This window comes from Roseimicrobium gellanilyticum (genome assembly GCF_003315205.1).
Lineage (GTDB): Bacteria > Verrucomicrobiota > Verrucomicrobiia > Verrucomicrobiales > Verrucomicrobiaceae > Roseimicrobium > Roseimicrobium gellanilyticum.
The window spans coordinates 928,880-945,191 of record NZ_QNRR01000002.1 but is presented as its reverse complement, the minus strand read 5'-3'; the positions used below and the strand labels follow the sequence as shown (position 1 = coordinate 945,191).

At 60.5% G+C, this 16,312-nt stretch carries 12 protein-coding genes; 7 read left to right on the top strand and 5 right to left on the bottom strand.

Annotation, left to right across the window (positions count from 1 at the left end; all coding sequences use genetic code 11):
- Window positions 1-61: 61 nt before the first annotated feature.
- Window positions 62-457, bottom strand: a complete 396-nt coding sequence (locus DES53_RS09330; RefSeq protein WP_113957951.1) for a hypothetical protein — start codon at window positions 455-457, stop codon at window positions 62-64.
- Window positions 458-747: 290 nt separating this feature from the next.
- Between DES53_RS09330 and DES53_RS09325 the strand changes: the two genes are divergently transcribed.
- Window positions 748-1,965, top strand: a complete 1,218-nt coding sequence (locus DES53_RS09325) for a low temperature requirement protein A (RefSeq protein WP_113957950.1) — start codon at window positions 748-750, stop codon at window positions 1,963-1,965.
- 208 nt (window positions 1,966-2,173) lie between these two features.
- On the opposite strand, the gene DES53_RS09320 is transcribed toward DES53_RS09325, so the two are convergent.
- The 3 genes from DES53_RS09320 to DES53_RS09310 all read right to left on the bottom strand — a co-directional run bounded on the left by DES53_RS09320 (window position 2,174) and on the right by DES53_RS09310 (window position 6,520).
- Window positions 2,174-2,962, bottom strand: coding sequence for a tRNA nucleotidyltransferase/poly(A) polymerase family protein (locus tag DES53_RS09320; RefSeq protein WP_113957949.1), 789 nt, complete (start codon window positions 2,960-2,962; stop codon window positions 2,174-2,176).
- A 63-nt stretch (window positions 2,963-3,025) separates the two neighbouring features.
- Complete coding sequence (locus tag DES53_RS09315) at window positions 3,026-4,411, bottom strand: exosortase/archaeosortase family protein (RefSeq protein WP_113957948.1); 1,386 nt, start codon at window positions 4,409-4,411, stop codon at window positions 3,026-3,028.
- Window positions 4,412-6,520, bottom strand: a complete 2,109-nt coding sequence (locus tag DES53_RS09310; protein WP_170156974.1) for a VIT and vWA domain-containing protein — start codon at window positions 6,518-6,520, stop codon at window positions 4,412-4,414.
- A gap of 209 nt (window positions 6,521-6,729) precedes the next feature.
- Here DES53_RS09310 and DES53_RS09305 point away from each other — a divergent pair, with 209 nt between their 5' ends.
- From DES53_RS09305 to lysA, 5 genes are all read left to right on the top strand, one after another.
- On the top strand, window positions 6,730-8,391 hold the full coding sequence (locus DES53_RS09305; protein ID WP_113957946.1) for an NAD(P)/FAD-dependent oxidoreductase: 1,662 nt from the start codon (window positions 6,730-6,732) through the stop codon (window positions 8,389-8,391).
- 201 nt (window positions 8,392-8,592) lie between these two features.
- Window positions 8,593-10,536, top strand: coding sequence for an asparagine synthase (glutamine-hydrolyzing) (gene asnB / locus DES53_RS09300; RefSeq protein ID WP_113957945.1), 1,944 nt, complete (start codon window positions 8,593-8,595; stop codon window positions 10,534-10,536).
- 159 nt (window positions 10,537-10,695) lie between these two features.
- Window positions 10,696-11,067 carry a 50S ribosomal protein L19 gene (rplS, locus tag DES53_RS09295; protein WP_113957944.1) on the top strand — a complete coding sequence of 124 codons (372 nt, stop codon included), beginning with the start codon at window positions 10,696-10,698 and terminating at the stop codon, window positions 11,065-11,067.
- 164 nt (window positions 11,068-11,231) lie between these two features.
- Window positions 11,232-12,551: a glycosyltransferase family 4 protein gene (locus DES53_RS09290; RefSeq protein ID WP_113957943.1), complete on the top strand. Its 1,320-nt coding sequence runs from the start codon at window positions 11,232-11,234 to the stop codon at window positions 12,549-12,551.
- A 264-nt stretch (window positions 12,552-12,815) separates the two neighbouring features.
- Window positions 12,816-14,102 (top strand): diaminopimelate decarboxylase, encoded by a 1,287-nt coding sequence (gene lysA, locus DES53_RS09285; RefSeq protein WP_113957942.1) that lies wholly within the window; start codon window positions 12,816-12,818, stop codon window positions 14,100-14,102.
- A 10-nt stretch (window positions 14,103-14,112) separates the two neighbouring features.
- Here the strand turns inward: lysA and DES53_RS09280 are convergent, their stop codons facing one another.
- Complete coding sequence (locus DES53_RS09280; protein ID WP_147263304.1) at window positions 14,113-14,358, bottom strand: hypothetical protein; 246 nt, start codon at window positions 14,356-14,358, stop codon at window positions 14,113-14,115.
- Between the two features lie 581 nt (window positions 14,359-14,939).
- On the opposite strand from DES53_RS09280, the gene DES53_RS09270 reads away from it, so the two are divergent.
- On the top strand, window positions 14,940-16,277 hold the full coding sequence (locus DES53_RS09270; RefSeq protein WP_113957939.1) for a hypothetical protein: 1,338 nt from the start codon (window positions 14,940-14,942) through the stop codon (window positions 16,275-16,277).
- Window positions 16,278-16,312: the final 35 nt, after the last annotated feature.

Genomic DNA, 16,312 nt, shown 5'->3' with positions numbered 1-16,312 from the left:
TTGGATGAATCACGAGGGATCCGTCTCAGCCGATGGCGATTGGGCCCATTGGGCTTTCCCTTTACCCGACGCGTTCGCGGCAGTAGTCGCTGGTGCGCACGACGCGTCTGTCGTCGATGCGGTTCCTGAGTAATTCATAGACGCAAGCTGGGGCCAGAGCCTCATCCCGTTCGGGCGTCACTGCCGGAGCGCTGGCGAGGCAGAAGGGCTTCACCTTGGCGAAGTGCCAGGCGGCACCGGTCTGCTTGCGCTTTTGCTTTTCGCTCCAATAGGAGCCTGCAACCTGCTCCCCGCTGGACTCCGTGCCGGCCTGATGGGAGGAGGGCCTCCTATGTGGCATCTGCACCGGGGTACCCCAGTTTGTCTGCACCAGGTGCGTGGCAAACTGCTCCGCGCATCCGCTGACGAGAATCGTCGCGAAGGTGAGGAGGGCAAGTCTGAGCGCAGGCTGCTGCATGAAACGGGATACGACTCTACAGCACATTTTTCAGTGTGCAGGAATAAATTACGTTACGAAATGGAAGGGCGGGGAGTTGCCCGGGAGAAATGCAGGGCAGGCCGGGAAAACGCACCCCGGTGCACCCACGGCCGCCGGTACGATTCCGGGCAGAGAGGGCTGAGGCGGTCTCTCATCTTCCTTGCCGCCGTGCAATACCGGATCTACGTCGTTCGCAGTACCTTGACCCCCAGACTATGAGCAGCAGCGAGCCGGCAAGTCCTGAATCCCTGAGTCACCACAGGAGGCGCATGGGAGGGCGTGACCGACACGAGACGCATCGAGTGGCCACCCCGCTGGAGCTTCTCTTCGATCTGACCTTCGTGATCGCATTTGGCCTGGCGGCATCCCAGTTTGCCCATGCGATGGCTGAGGCGCACTACGGCGCTGGTCTGCTTGGTTTTGGATTTGCGAGTTTCGCCATCAGTTGGGCGTGGATTAACTTTTCATGGTTTTCCTCAGCCTATGACACGGACGACTGGATTTTCCGGGTGGTGACCATGGTGCAGATGATTGGTGTGCTCGTGCTTGCGATTGGTCTGCCGCCGATGTTCGCCTCCATCGAGCATGGCCATCATCTCGATAACTCGACGATGGTGCTCGGCTATGTGATCATGCGGGTGGCCATGGTGACCCAGTGGTTGCGCGCCGCGAAACAGGATCCCGCCCGGCGTCGCGCCTGTCTCACCTATGTCACGGCCATCTCGGTGGCGCAGGTGGGCTGGCTGGTGCAGATTTTCCTGGATTTTTCCGTGGGAGTATCCGTGGTCTTTGCGGTGATACTTGCCACCGTCGAGATGCTCGGGCCTTACATCGCAGAGCGCAGGGACGGAGGAACGCCCTGGCATGCGCATCACATTGCCGAGCGCTACAGTTTGTTCGCCATCATTGCGCTGGGAGAGGGGGTGGTGGGCACGGTCGCGACGTTGTCGGCAGTGGTTGAGGAGCATGGATGGACCATGGACACCGCCTTGGTCGGCATGGCCGGCACGGGGCTGACCTTTGGCATGTGGTGGGTGTATTACATGCTGCCTTCCGCCCAGATCCTGCATACTCATCGCGAGCGCTCCTTTGTGTGGGGCTATGGCCAGATACTGGTCATCGCCTCGATCGTGGCGACGGGTGCCGGATTGCATACCGCCGCCTATTTCATTGAGAACAAGGCGCATATCGGGGCGGTGGCGACCGTGCTCACTGTAGCGATCCCAGTGGCGGTGTTTCTGGCGGGGGTCTATGCCCTCTATTACTACATCGTGCGACGCTTTGAGCTCCTGCACATCTTGCTACTGACAGGGACGCTGGGAGTGATTGTAGTGGCGGTGATTGCGGCAAGTCTGGGAGTGGGCATGGCCACGTGCCTGGTGATCGTCATGCTGGCTCCGGCGGTAACGGTGGTTGGCTATGAGGTGCAGGGACATCGCTACCAGGCGGAAGCCGTGGCGGAGCAGACGGCATCAGCGAGGCACTAGAGCGGTTTAAGTTACAGTGTAGCCATTTTCGTATTGGGGCGCACCCACCCCAACCGCGACCAGCGGTCGCAGCCACAGCCACGGCCTGAACCATCCGCCGCGGCAGTAAGTCTTGGTACCACTGTGGCTGCGACCGCTGGTCGCGGTGCGGCAAGTCACCCCTGATCCAAGGCCACGACTTTGTTTAAACCACCTAGTCAGCGCGGACCTATTGGGATCCAGGCGTCACCGGCCACGCAAGGATCCACATGGCTATTTCCTCAGGAGTCACCTGGTAGTCACGCGCTTCGATTTTACGGCGGATGGCTTCTTTGACGCGACCCACTTCTTTGCCAGCAAGATCAGGCCGGGTCTCCATGATGCGCCTGCCATCAATGAAGGTGGCGAGCCGTGACTCGCGCTCCTGCTCTGCCTGCACTCTGACGTAGATCTCCTCCACACGCTGCATGCGAGCGGTGAAGGCGGGCTCATTCCAGAGATGCATGCGCACTTTCTCATCCGCCTTCACTACATGGAAGAGCGTGAGCCAGTCCGGGTGTGAGCGCAGGGGCAGCAATTTGCGACCGCTGAATTGATCCAGCTTGTGGCCCACCATGTGCATTTCCATGGCGAACTCGATGGCCCGGCGCTCGTCGCGGGTGAAGCCAACGCGTGCCGCGATGCCTGCGAATACTGGCAGGCCGGCAGCCTCGTGGCCGTAGTAGTGCACCCGGCCATCGTCCCCGTAGGTGCGTGTGACGCCCTTGCCAATGTCGTGGAAAAGAATGGCGAGATTCGTCACCGGGTCATGGGACTCGGATGCCTCCACGCACAGCAACACATGCTCCCACACGCCGCCCTCGGGATGATGAATGGGATTGTGCTCCAGTCCCTGCAGGGCCTTCAGTTCAGGAAGCTGCAAAGCGAGGGTGCCGTTCTCATCCAACAAGCGCACATGCTCCGCCAATCGCCAGCCATGGATGGCGGCCGTGAGCAGAGTGGTGCGGGTGAATTCCATGACGAGGGAAGCCGACAACGTATCATTAGATGTATTTGCCTGCAAATGATGGTGGGATATCCATCAGTCCGCGGATACATCGGTCGCTCGCACAATAGTCACCGCGAGCCAGGGGCCGGTGTTGGGATTCCACAGGGCATTCCAGTACCAGGCGGAGACATCGGTGAAGGCTTCTGTAGAGGTTTGTGAGGATGGTGTCATGCGTTCAGTGACAATATAGGTGCCGCTGGAGGTCAATGCCTCGAAGTGGCCCCAGATGCGTCCATCGGCATCGCGAAGCACCGGCTGGTGCACAATCTGCCAGCCCATGGCCCGCAGGCAGTCGGCGCTGGAGTGGAGGCGGCGTGTGGGACGCGTCACGTGCCGCATGATGATCTCCGCGTCACCACAGCGGAAGCGTGCGATGGCTCCGGGAAATGAGTGGGCAAATTGTTCCTCGCGAGCGGAAAGAGGAAGACGCTGCAAGGGCACGCCATCAAAAGTGGCGGGCCACTCGTTGAACGTATGCGTGACCGGGTCAGGCCTTGATGGGAAGGGTGAGTCGACAAGGAGGGCGCCCATGGCGAAAGGAATGCCGATGGCCAGTGCGAAGGCTCCAGCGATGCTGCTGATGAGCAGCTTGCCTGAGCGGATTCTCTGGCGGGAGAAGCTTTCGCGACGCGATGTCTCATTGCGAAGGGCAAAGGGCAGTTTGCGTGCCAGCCAGCCATCGCTCAGAAGCAACAGCGCGAGAAGACAGCCGTACGAAGCGAGGCCGACGGCTTCGTGAGTCCAGTGTGGCCAGGTGACGATGCCTGATTCAGGAAAGAAAAGAATTGCGGCCCGGAGGGCATTGGCCAGCAGCACGCCCACGAAGGCCACTGCCACGAGGCTGATGGTGTGCCACGGGGTGGCATGCTGCCGTGTGGCAAGGAACGCTGCGACAAAGAGTCCCATCCACAGCATGCGCACACCGGCACAGGGTGGGTCGACTCCAATGAGCGCGTCGTGGTACTGCAGCATCACACCCTCCCGTGTGACATCGAGACCGGTGCATTGGAGTGCGCCAGCGCTGATTTCTGCCGTGACCAATCGGAGTGGATAGCCTGCATAAAAGTCGAGCGAGGCGAGCAGTGGCAGGGAAAGCAGGAGCAGCAAGACAATGCCGCTCCGACCGCGCTGCATCGATACGCCGCATGAAACGAAGAATGCGGTGATGGCTCCGAGCAGCAATGGCGCCCGGTGCAGGAGGGCGAACTGGGTGAGTACGAGCACGGCTGCGCCCACGCCCAACACCCACGGGTTGAGTTTCAGGTCACGGCGCTCGCTCCAAAGGAAATAACATGCGGCTGCGAGTGCGAGAAGACCGAGAGGCTCGTCTGACCCATCTGCAGTGCGGCGAATGTACCACGCGGCTACGGGTGCATTCGCCAGGAGGAACGCCGCAAGGAGGAGTCGCCGGAGGTTCATTCAGACAATCCGGATCTTCTTGCTGCCAAACTCGCGATGACGATGCAGCAGCACAGCCGCGAGGGCGAGGATGAGGAGGAGGGTGGTGCCGGGCTCGGGCACGGCTCCCGCGACCGTACCGCCGTTCGCCGCCACTACCACGGGTTGTGCTCCACCACCTCCGATCGCGTTGTTGTTCACACCTTGTGGCAGGGAAATCGGCTGCTGCACCGTCTGGGCATCGGCGCTTGCCAGTGCGGGGCGGGGCGTTTCATCCACGCCGACGAAGGACGTGTACTCGGTGAGCAATTCATAGGTCACACCGAGATTGGCAATCTGAAGGGCGGCTTCGCTGTCCGTGGCGCTCTCACGGGCATTCTTGGCGATGGCCGCTTCATCGGAAAGCGTGCGCACCTTTTCCCGGGCCCAGAGGGGACGCAGGGCGGGATTGCTCAGACCTTTTGCGGCTTCGGTGCTTACATCGAATGCTGCTTCATACGGAGCGCCGCCGGATTTGCCCTTGATGACGATGCGTCCTTTGGGCTCGCCCTGCCACTTGCCAATGACCTCGATGGCACGGTTCGCGAATACATCGGGGATGGACTCAGGTTGCGATTGCTGGGCGTCGAAACCTTCGTAGCGCACCTGGATGTCGGTGAGCAGGGGAGTGCTCACATATTCCTGGAAGCGTTTCGCTGCCTCGGCCGCGTCTTCCTTCTTCAAGACCACAAAGGGCTCTCCCATGCCGGCATGAGCCAGGCCTTCGATGAGCCACCGATTCACTGCCGTGCCGATGCCGAAGCTGAAGACGTTTGCCCTGCCCAGTTCGCGGCGCACGAGGCGGAACGCCTCCTTTTCAATGTCCACATAACCGTCCGTCAGAATGATGATGCTTCGTGATACACCCGCGGGTTGAGGCAGTTCGACGGCAAGTTGCAGTGCGTTGAGCAGGTTCGTGCCACCTCCGCTCTTCTCATGGTCGATGAGGCGGATGGCGCGATCAATGTTTGCCTGTGTGGCAGGTTCGGAGGCGTTTGCCATGACACGGCTGCCGGTGGCAAAGAGCAGGACATTGAAGGTGTCCTGCGGACGCATGCCTTTCAGGAGGCCACGCATCAATTCCTTGGATGTTTCGATTGGGAATCCGTCCATGCTGCCGCTCACGTCCACGACAAAGAGGTAGTCGCGAGGCGGCACCTCGGAGGCCTGTACGCGGGCGGGTGGTTGCATGTTCAGGAGGAAGAAGTTCTCCGTCTCACCCTTGTGCAGCAGCAGTCCACTGGCCACCTGCTGACCGGCGAGTTGGTACCGAAGCACGAAGTCACGATTGCCGGTCTCGTTGCTGGCCGCGAGTGAGACGGTGGCCTGATCCTTGCCGGTGAACTTCACCTCGGCGGTGTCATGACTCGGTGAAGTGAGGGATTGCAGAGGCATGCCTGCACGCACGTCCACTTGCAGTGCAAAAGTGGTGGGGTTCGGCGTGCCTTCACTGAGATACGGATTCTGCACCCACTTTTCGGTCTGAGCGCCTTTGCTGGAGTAACGCGGACCCACCACGGTGGGAAATACAAACTCATGCACATGGTTCGTGGCAGGCAGCTTTTCGCTGTAGTGCAGAATCACGCGCACCTGGTCCCCGGGCTGGATGTTTGCCACGCTCATCTGGAAGACATTGGGCCGATGCTGCTCCAGGAGGGAGGCGGTCTTGTTTTGACTCTTGGCCTTTTCGTAGGTGGTCTTGGCCTCCTGCTTTTCCTGCACCTTCGATTTGATGACTCGTCCACCGATGTGCATTTCCACGCCATGCACGGCGGCGCGGGTGGAGGCGGGAAAGACGTAGATGGCCTCGATGGGATTTTTCCCGGTGTTGGTGTAGACCTGTTCGACCTGCACATCCGCAATGACACCGGCGATGCTGGCCTTCACATCCGTGGACTTCAGCGGAAAGGCCTCCGCATTCGGGTCTCCGCCCACCACCTTGAAGTATGGGGAAAGCGTCTTTTCCGGCGGGCCATCGCCATGGGGGTGTGGCTGGGGTACGGCGATGGCGAGGCGTGTGAGACACAGAACAGCCAGCGTAAGGACTGTGAAAAAGCGGGGGATGGGCGGGGGCAGGCTTCGAGGTTGCATGGGGAGAATCCGGGTTGTTTGCATGGCCAGTGTGTCCGCCTGCCATGAAACGAGTGTGAAGCCCGGGTGAAACTGTGGTGAATTGGGCGTGAAAGGATTCTTTCTCAGCGACTTTCAACCCTGCCTTTGGACTAGGCCCAATCTGTGCTATCCCAAACGGGAACGTCCCCATCTCGCCGCTCCCACGCGAGTTCTCCCATTTCCTCCTAATGCTTCAAGTCAGCCAGCTTCGCCTTCCCGTGGACCACTCCGACAAGGATCTGCGCCGGGCGATCTCCAAGATCCTGGGTATCAAACCGGACTTCATTCGCCGCGTCAAAGTCAAGCAGCGTGCTGTGGATGCTAGGAAGCGGGATGAGGTGCTCTTTTGCTACACGCTGCTGGTGGACGTGGATCGTGAGCAGGGCGTGCTCAAGCGCGCCGGCAAGCCGGGTCGCGTGGAACTCGTGCCGGATGAGACGTATCGCGAGCTTCCGGAAGCGCCTGCATCGGAACAAGCTGAGAGTGGCGAGGGCACGCCGGCGGTGGCCGCCAAGCCTGCCATTCACAAAAAGCCGCGTGTGGTCGTGGTGGGCACCGGTCCTTGTGGATTGCTGTGCGGGTTGCTGCTGGCGCGACAGGGGTTCAAGCCCATCCTGCTGGAACGTGGCAAGGCTGCAGGCCCTCGCGCCCGTGATGTCACCGGTTTCTGGCGGCGCGGACTGGATTTCAATCCGGATTCGAACGTGCAGTTCGGCGAAGGTGGTGCGGGCACGTTCTCCGATGGCAAGCTGTACACGCAGATCCGTGATCGCGAGCACCGCATCCCATGGATCCTGCGCGAACTGGTGAAGGCCGGGGCACCGGAGGACATTCTCGTGAAGAGCCGTCCACACATCGGCACGGATCGTCTTATAAAGGTGGTACGTACCATTCGTGAGGAGATCATCGCGCTCGGTGGTGAAGTGCGGTTTGAGACGCGGGTGAAGGACGTGGTGATTGAAAAGGGCGTCATGCAAGCGGTGGTGACAGCGCAAGGCGAGACCATCGAGGCTGACAAGTTCGTCTTCGCTGTGGGACACAGCTCCCGGGACACGTTTGAGGCATTGCACGCGCGCGGTGTTCCTTTTGAGGCCAAACCCTTCTCCGTGGGCGTGCGTATCGAGCATCCCCAGGGACTGGTGGATCGGTCGCAATTTGGGCAGTGGGCGGGCGACCCGAAGCTGGGCGCAGCAGCGTACAAGTTTGCCGTGCATGCCGCCACCGGCCGCACCGCCTACAGCTTCTGCATGTGTCCCGGCGGTCTTGTCGTAGCCGCCACCAGCGAGCCGGACATGGTGGTGACCAATGGCATGAGCAGCTACGCCCGCGCCGAGTCAAATGCGAACGCCGGCTTCATGGTGGACGTGAGACCGGAAGACTTCCCCGCGAATGACCCGCTGGGTGGCATCAAATTCCAGCGCGCTCTGGAAAAAAAGGCGTTCGCAATGGGTGGGTCAAACTACCGTGCGCCAGCGCAGCTCCTGGAAGACTTCATCAAGGGGAAGGCGAGCACCGGACAGGGAAAGGTGAAGCCGTCCTATGAGCCAGGCGTCACATGGGGAAATCTCCATGACTTGCTGCCGGACTATGTGTGCGAGACGTTGATTCAGTCCGTACCACTGATTGAAAAGGGACTGCGTGGGTTCTCTTTGCCCGATGCCGTACTCACTGGAGCGGAGACCCGAAGCTCCTCTCCCGTGCGCATCCCTCGCGATCCGGAAACGTGCGAGTGCATCAGCGTGAAGAATTTCCTGCCCGCGGGCGAGGGCGCAGGCTATGCCGGCGGCATCATCTCCGCAGCGGTGGATGGCATGCGGGTGGCGGAGATGCTGATACACCAGGCGGTCTAGGCCTGAAACAAGGCTTCGCCAAAGTGGCTCACGGTGACCCCTGCGTGAGCCACATTGGCGAAGCTCCCTTTCAATCCGCGCCTGAATGGTTTCCTAAAATTTCCATAGCGCGATTGGCCTTCCACCCTTTCATTTCCGGGCACGCGCGTTTGTACTCGCCTCATCCTGACGCTTCACCCACTCGCTTTCTCCACCTCTCCCATGTGCGGATTCATCGGCTGGTTCCAATCCAAAGGCCCACTGGGGCAGGGGAGGCGTGCGCAGCTTTCGGAGGCGTTGAAGCTCATCACGCATCGCGGGCCGGATGATGGCAGCGAGGCGGTCGGTGGGGAGAGTGAAGGCCTCGGCTGGTACATGGGCTTCCGCCGTCTGGCCATTCAGGACCTGTCGCCGGCTGGTCGCCAGCCGATGCAGTTCGGCGGTGGCAGGTACACGCTGACCTTCAATGGCGAGATCTACAATCACCACGATCTGCGCCATGCGGAGTTGAAGGATGCGGCCCTGTCCTCGACGGGAGACACCGTTGTGCTCGGTACGCTGCTCGCACAGAGAGCACCGGCACAGGTGCTTTCGCTGCTGAGGGGCATGTTTGCCTTCGCCTGGTGGGATGAGCAGGAGGAGTCGCTGGTGGCCGCTCGGGACCACTTTGGCATCAAGCCTCTCTATTACGTGGAGGTCGATGGGGCGCTCTTCCTGAGCTCGGAGATCAAGGTGATGCGGAAGCTTCTGGGCGACCGGGCGACCGTTTCCCAAGCGGCGCTGGCGCAGTATTTCCGGTGGGGTTCCATCCAAGGGCCGGATACCATGCTGGAGGGTGTACGCTCGCTACCACCCGGGCATTTGTTGCGGTGGAAACAGGGCAAGCTCAGTGTTGAGCGGTATTTTATCCCGCAGTGGCCGGGAAAAGAAGCGTGGGTCACGGACCCCACCGAAGCCCGCAAACTGGTGCGAAATGGCATCACGGAAAGCGTCCGGGCCCATCTCATTAGCGACGTCCCGGTGGGCGTCTTCCTCAGCGGCGGGCTGGATTCCACCCTCATGGCCGCCATCATGCGGGAACAGGGGATGACCGGCATCCAGGCCTTCAGCATCGGGTACGAGGAGAATGCGGGCGTGCCAGATGAAAGTGACACCGCCTCGCGCACGGCGGCCTTCCTCGGCTGCAAGTTCACCCGCGAACGGCTCACGGCGGATGGCCTCTTCGACAAGCTGGATGGTTACCTCGGCAGCCTCGACCAACCCACGGGCGACGCCCTGAACACCTGGCTGGTCTCTCAAGTGGCCGCCAAGGACGTGAAAGTCACCCTGAGCGGTCTGGGGGCGGATGAGTGGTTCGGCGGGTACAACTACCACCGCCTCATCAACCTGGCCCTGCGTGTGCCTGCCCATGCCACTTTTGGCAAGGTCGCAGGTCCTTTGGTGAAGCTCGCGGAGAAGTTCCTCCCGGCCGGGGTGCAGGGGCATAAGTCCTGGAAGGCCCTGTCCTATGCCAGCGGTGCAGCCGGTACCGAGCTGGCCGCGATGCACGCTCATGCGCGGACTATCTTCAACCGCTCCGAGATTGCCGCCCTGCTGACGTGTCCGGAAGCCAAGGTGGACGCCATCAGTCTCCGCAACGATCTGCGGGACACGCTCATTTCCAAACTCTCCGAGCGCGCGCCTGACGCATGGCTGCACCAGCTCCTGCTACTGGAAACGGAGACCTACCTCGCCAACACCCTGCTGCGGGATAATGACGTCACCAGCATGGCCCACTCTCTGGAGTTGCGCGTGCCTTTGGTCGACCGCGAAATCTTCACCCTTGCGGGCCGCATCGCTCCCGAGGCCAAGTTGAACATGCAGGGTGGGAAACGCATTCTCCGTGAGGCCTTTGCAGACCTGCTGCCCGAGTGGATTGCCAGAGACACGGCCAAGAAGACCTTCACCCTGCCGCTTATGAAGTGGATGCGCCAGCCCCGCTGGAAGGATCGCATCATGGACACCCTGACCAGCCGCACCGCCCGCGACCGGGGCTGGTTGGATGCCGTTGAGGTTGATCGCCATCTGAAGCGCTATTACACTGCGACTGTGGACGACAAACGTGCATGGAGGCTGAGCCAGACGGTGTGGCTCATGTTTGTTCTGGAGTCGTGGGCAAAACGATAGTTCGTTTGGCGGGAAAACAGTTTTTTCTCGTTCCCGCCCGCCGACCGGTTCCTTCGTCTTTCCAAAACAAATCACTTGCACGGACCACAATCTCTGCCACCATCTCGGCCCCTTTCCCCACTTGCGGGGGCAATATTCTTTCCGACACAGAACCGCTCCATGAACCCTATCATCAGCAAAATCCAGGACGAGCAGAAGAAGTCCAACATCCCTGACTTCGGCCCTGGCGACACCGTCAAGGTTCACACCCGCGTGGTGGAAGGTGACAAGGAGCGCGTGCAGATCTTCGCCGGTATCGTGCTTGCCCGCCGCAACGGCAACAACCTGAATGCCGCTTTCACCGTTCGCAAGATTTCCTACGGCGAAGGCGTGGAGCGCGTGTTCCCCCTGCACACCCCCCGTATCTCCAAGATCGAAATCGTGAAGCGCGGCAAGGTCCGTCGTGCGAAGCTCCACTACCTCCGCAAGCGCCAGGGCAAGGAAGCAACGCTCGTGAAACTTCTCGACGAACGCCAGGACGACCAGGCCTAAGCCTCGCGACATCCATTTCGAAGAAGCCGGACGGGAATTTTCCCTCCGGCTTTTTCTTTTGTGCTCGTATACAGCAAGTAGGGAAGGGGACTGCGTTTTGCTGCGTTTCCTATCCGCTCCTGCACGCATTCACCATCCCATCACGCTGTCTGTCCTCGACCCCCATGCGCGTCCTCCAACTGACTCCCGGTACCGGCTCCTTTCACTGCGGAAGTTGCCTGCGTGACAATGCCCTCATCAAGGCGCTGCGTACGCGTGGCCATGATGCGCTGCTGTTGCCGCTCTATCTCCCGCTGGTGACGGATGCGGACGAGGCGAACCCGGAGCAGGGCGTGCGTGTGGGCGGCGTGGGGCTGTATCTCCAGCACAAGTTTCCCTTCTTCCACAAGCTGCCCAAGTTCATTCATCGCTGGGTGAACAGCGAATCCACTCTCCGCTGGGCGTCCACGAAGTTGGGCATGACCAGTGCTCGCGACCTCGGTGAGATGACAGTGGGAAGCCTGGAGGGGGAGAAGGGCAGGCAATGGCCTGTGTGGAATGAACTCGTGGACTGGATCTGCGAGGGGGCAAATGCGGACGTCATCTGCCTCTCGAATGCTTTGCTTATCGGTTTGGCGCCGGCACTGAAGCGGCGTACTGGCAAGCCCATCGTCTGCGCATTGCAGGGGGAGGATGCGTTTGTGGATACGCTGATCGAGCCATACCGCAGCCAGGCTTGGGCATTGCTTCAGGAGAATGCGAAGCACGTGACGAAGTTCATCTCGCCCAGCAAGTTCTACGCAGAGGTCATGAGCAAGAAGCTCGCCGTAGGACCGGAGGCGATGACTGTGGTGCCCAACGGGATCAACTTCGAGACGTTCCTGCCCGTGCGTCCCACACAGGAGCCACCCAGCCCGACCATCGGCTACCTCGCACGGATGATTCATGGGAAGGGCCTCACCACGCTGGTGGATGCTTTCATCTTGCTGGCGAAGAAGAAGTCCATCCCCGGCGCCCGCCTGCGCATCGCAGGGACGAAGACAGAGGCAGATGACAAGTACATTGCCGAATTGAAGAAGAAGATTCGTGAGGCCGGATTTGAGAACCGCGTGAGCTGGGAACCGAATCTGAGCTTCGAGAACAAGGTGCAGTTCCTGCATGAACTTTCCGTGCTGTCCGTGCCAGCCACCTATGGAGAGGCCTTTGGCCTGTACATTGCCGAGGCGCAAGGGGTGGGTGTGCCCGTCGTGCAGCCGCGCCATGGAGCCTTCCCGGAGATTTTGGAAATCACGCAGGGCGGAGTGATTTGCGATCCGGATGATCCGCAGGCACTGGCCGTCGCACTGGAGGAACTGCTCCTTGATGACGCCCGCCGCCACAAGATGGCTGCCACGGCGAAGGTGAATGCTCGGGCGCACTTCTCCGCGACCAAAATGGCGGAGAACTTTGAGAAGGTCCTGCTGGAGGTGACGACGACAGCGGCGAAGGCACCTCAACCGGCGTGAACGAATCCGGAAGGAAATGGCCGCAAAAGAACGCAAAGGACGCAAAAGTCTGATTGCTCTGGGTGAGTTGAAACCACAAGGACGTTTGGGACCAAGCCAGAACATCGTTGCGCACTTCGCGTTACCCCTGACCAGTCCTTTTGCGTTCTCTGCGTTCTTTTGCGGCCATTCCTTTCCGCTTCCCACCCACTTCACCCCACACTTGCACGCCCCGCCACCCCGGCTTAACTCACAGGCCGCATTTGCCCCTGTCTCCCGCTTTCCATGACACTGAATCCTGAGCTCCTGCAAAAGCTTGCCAACACGGCAGGCACGCCCTTCTGGCTGTATGACGCCGCGACGCTGCGCCAGCGCATTGCCGACATCAAATTCATCACCGACAGCCCCGGTGTGCAGGCTCGCTTTGCCATGAAGGCCTGCCCGGCTACGAAAGTCCTGCAGGAGATGCAGAAGGCTGGCATCTGGATCGATGCAGTGTCCGGCAATGAAGTGCTGCGTGCCCTGGCGGCTGGCTTCCAGGGGGGCCAGGAGCCGGCGCAGGTGTGCCTGACTTGCGACGTCTTCCGCGACAATGCCCTCGATGTGGTGCTGAAGCACGGCGTGCTGCCGAACATCGGCAGCCCTGGGCAGATTCAGGATCTGGTGAAGGCGGGATACAAGGGTGCGATCTCCGTGCGCGTGAACCCAGGCTTCGGCCATGGGCACGTGAACGCCTGCGATACTGGCGGTCCCAGCTCGAAGCATGGCATCTGGTTTGAAGACTTCGCGGAAATCAACAAGGCGGCACAGGCCGCGGGTTTCCCGATTCACATGCTGCACGCGCACATCGGCAGCGGTCCGCAGTTTGATGAGTTGGTGGACAACCTCACGCAGCTTGCCGAGGAGTTCGCCTCCTTCCTGCCGCAGCTTCCCTACCTCCGCTCCGTGAGCCTCGGTGGTGGTATCCCACACAACTACCGCGACCCGCAGGCGAAGGTGCCTCTGGAGCGTCTGAAGAAGCTCTTCGCGGATTGCCGTGAGCGCCTTGTGGCGGCTGCGGGACGTCCCATCGGATTGGAAATCGAGCCCGGCCGCTACTATGTGGCGCCGACCTGCATCCTCGTGGCCAAGGTCACGGATGTGAAGCGCACACGCGACAACATCAAGGGCGCAGGTGCGACCTTTGCCATGGTGGATGCTGGCTTCGTGGATCTCGTGCGTCCCGCGATGTACGGATCCTACCATCGCATCACCGTGCTTCCGCATGATGGTGCTCAGCGTCCGGAGGTGCCCATCGTGGTGGCTGGTCCGCTGTGCGAAAGTGGCGACGTCTTCACGCGTGATGACCAGGAACTCCTGCAGCCCCGCGATCTTCCGCAGCCGGAAGCAGGCGATCTGCTCGTGCTCCATGATGCCGGTGCGTACGGCTACGCCATGAGCAGCAATTACAACTCCATCGGCCGTGCACCCCAGCTCTGGCTGGAGGAGGACGGCTCGGTGCAAATGATCTCACGCCGTGAGACGTTGGCCGATCTGCTGAAGGCAGAGTGCTCGGAGAAGCTGTCCGTTTAGACGGTATTGGTCAGTGCTGTTTGTGATGGGGGTGGTGGCCGTGACTGGTCATCACCACTTCATACAGCAGCGTGTCTCCTGTGTAGCAGACGCGCACTTTCTTTCGTCGTACCAGATCTCCCCAAACGCTGGGGAATTCCTCAGTGAGTTCGGGATGCAGCTCGTGGATTCGAGAGACGATATCCCTCAGGCTGAACTGCCTCCCTCGACTCCGGCAGATCTCGAGCACGTAAGAGGCGGCTGATTTCTCATGCATGGCACCCTCCAACAAAGGGATCGCGAGCCGTCAGCCGCGTGGTTCTTGGAAAGTGGCTGAAATTGGTCCTGAAAGGGAGGCAAGCTGATTCTGGCTGGCTTTCCTTCGCTGAGAACGCCACAATCCCTGGCATGGACGGTCCGGAACACTGTGATGCAAAGGAGGTCAGCAGGTCCCACACCGTCCTCTGGGTCTTCTCGATCGTCGCAATGTTCGTGCTGTACCTGCTGACCGCACCACCGGTGTATTTCCGAGCATTGTCCAAGGACCCCAAGCATGTTTCATGGATGACGACTGCCTATATCCGACCCTATGCATGGCTGTCTGAAAAGACCCCGCTGAAGGTGCCCCTGGACGCTTACAGTCGCATGTGGAGGAATCGGTTTTTGGGAAAGAGATGATCTTCTGTTGATAGCGGGTGACCCTGAAGAGAAATGCTGCCGGTGGCCTTGCCGGAGAATTGGCGTTCTGTTATCTTAACAAGCAAAAGGCCTCGATCCCGTGCGCTCTCCCCCAAGCGCCCGCCAGATGATTTTCGAATTCAAACAGCCGGCATCACCGGCAATGAAAGGGATGGCCTTATGAAGACGCTTTCGTGGTTGGGTGCCTGCCGCCTTGGAGTCAGCAGATGGGTGGCCATGGGCAGTGTCGGCTGCCTCCTGATCGGGATGCACCAGATCAAGGCACAGGACGCCAATGCTGAGGTGCAGGCGGCTTTTCGCAAACTCGCGGAAGCGTCCAACCACAGCTTCCAATGGCGCACGGAGACCGTACCCGGGACACCCCAGAGCGCTCTGGACATACGTGGCAAGGCGGAGCGGGATGGCTGGGCGTTTCTTACGCAGGCCTCGTCGAACAGCACGTACGAGATTGTCTTCAAGAAGCGCAAAGGTCTGATCAAGCTGCCCGAGGGGTGGAAGAGCGTAGGAGACCTGCTACACCCGCAGGGTGAAGAGGAAGCCCGGGGACAAGGGCCCAGACCCATGCGCAGAGACCTCATGCTGCTCACGGGCGGGAAGCTGCCCATCCATATGGCAGGGGACATTTCAGGCAGGATCACCGCCTTCAAAAAGGAGGGAGACTTCTACACTTGTGAGCTGGCACCTGTGGAAGCGGCAAAGGCTCTCGGTGTGGAGAAGCGGAAGGGGGTGACCATTCCCGCAAAGTTGCTCGTACGCGTTCAAGTCGTGGAGGGAGTCCCGGTACTGTTCGAAATGCAGCAGCGATTTGAGGAGGGTGGAAGAACGCAGGGGTTCAATGTCACTGCGACGTTTTCGGACATTGGCAAAGCGGAGGTGGAGGTGCCTGAGATGGCAAGACGACGCATGGAGCAGCCTCCGAAGACTCCTGCAACAGCGCCTCAGCCTGCAGGGGCGAACCTGAGCCGTGAAGAGGCTCTTGAGGTGGCGAAGAAAGTGCAGGGGCAGTTCATGCTCATCAACGCAACGCTCCTCGTCTATGCCATGGGGAACGACGGCAGGTATCCCGAAGGAAAAACCTCGAATGAAGTTTTCCGCGAACTATTCCAGAGCGGACTCTGCGAAGATGAAATGCTCTTCGCCATCCCCGACACCAGAGCGCGTAACACGGGAAAGTTGCCTGATGGACAGGTGGGAACGGTGGACGATGGCTTCTCCAAAGCGCTGGTGCCGGGCGAGTGTGATGTCACGCTGGTCACCCCACCACCTACCGGCACGCCATCCTCTAGAAACAGGCCGATCCTGCGGGCAGACATCAAGGCATCTGACGGCACTGTGGTGACCGTCTTCACCGTCACAACTGGCAGGCCGTACGTGGTGGAGACGCGCGATGGCATCCTCTATGATGAGCCGCCCAATGACAAGGTGGACCTCTTCAGCACTGCTGCCGGTGTGGAGCCTGCGCACATCCTGAAGCCTGCACCAGCTGCCACGCCATGAGGGCCGCAGCCGGTGCTTGTTGGATAAAGGCTGGC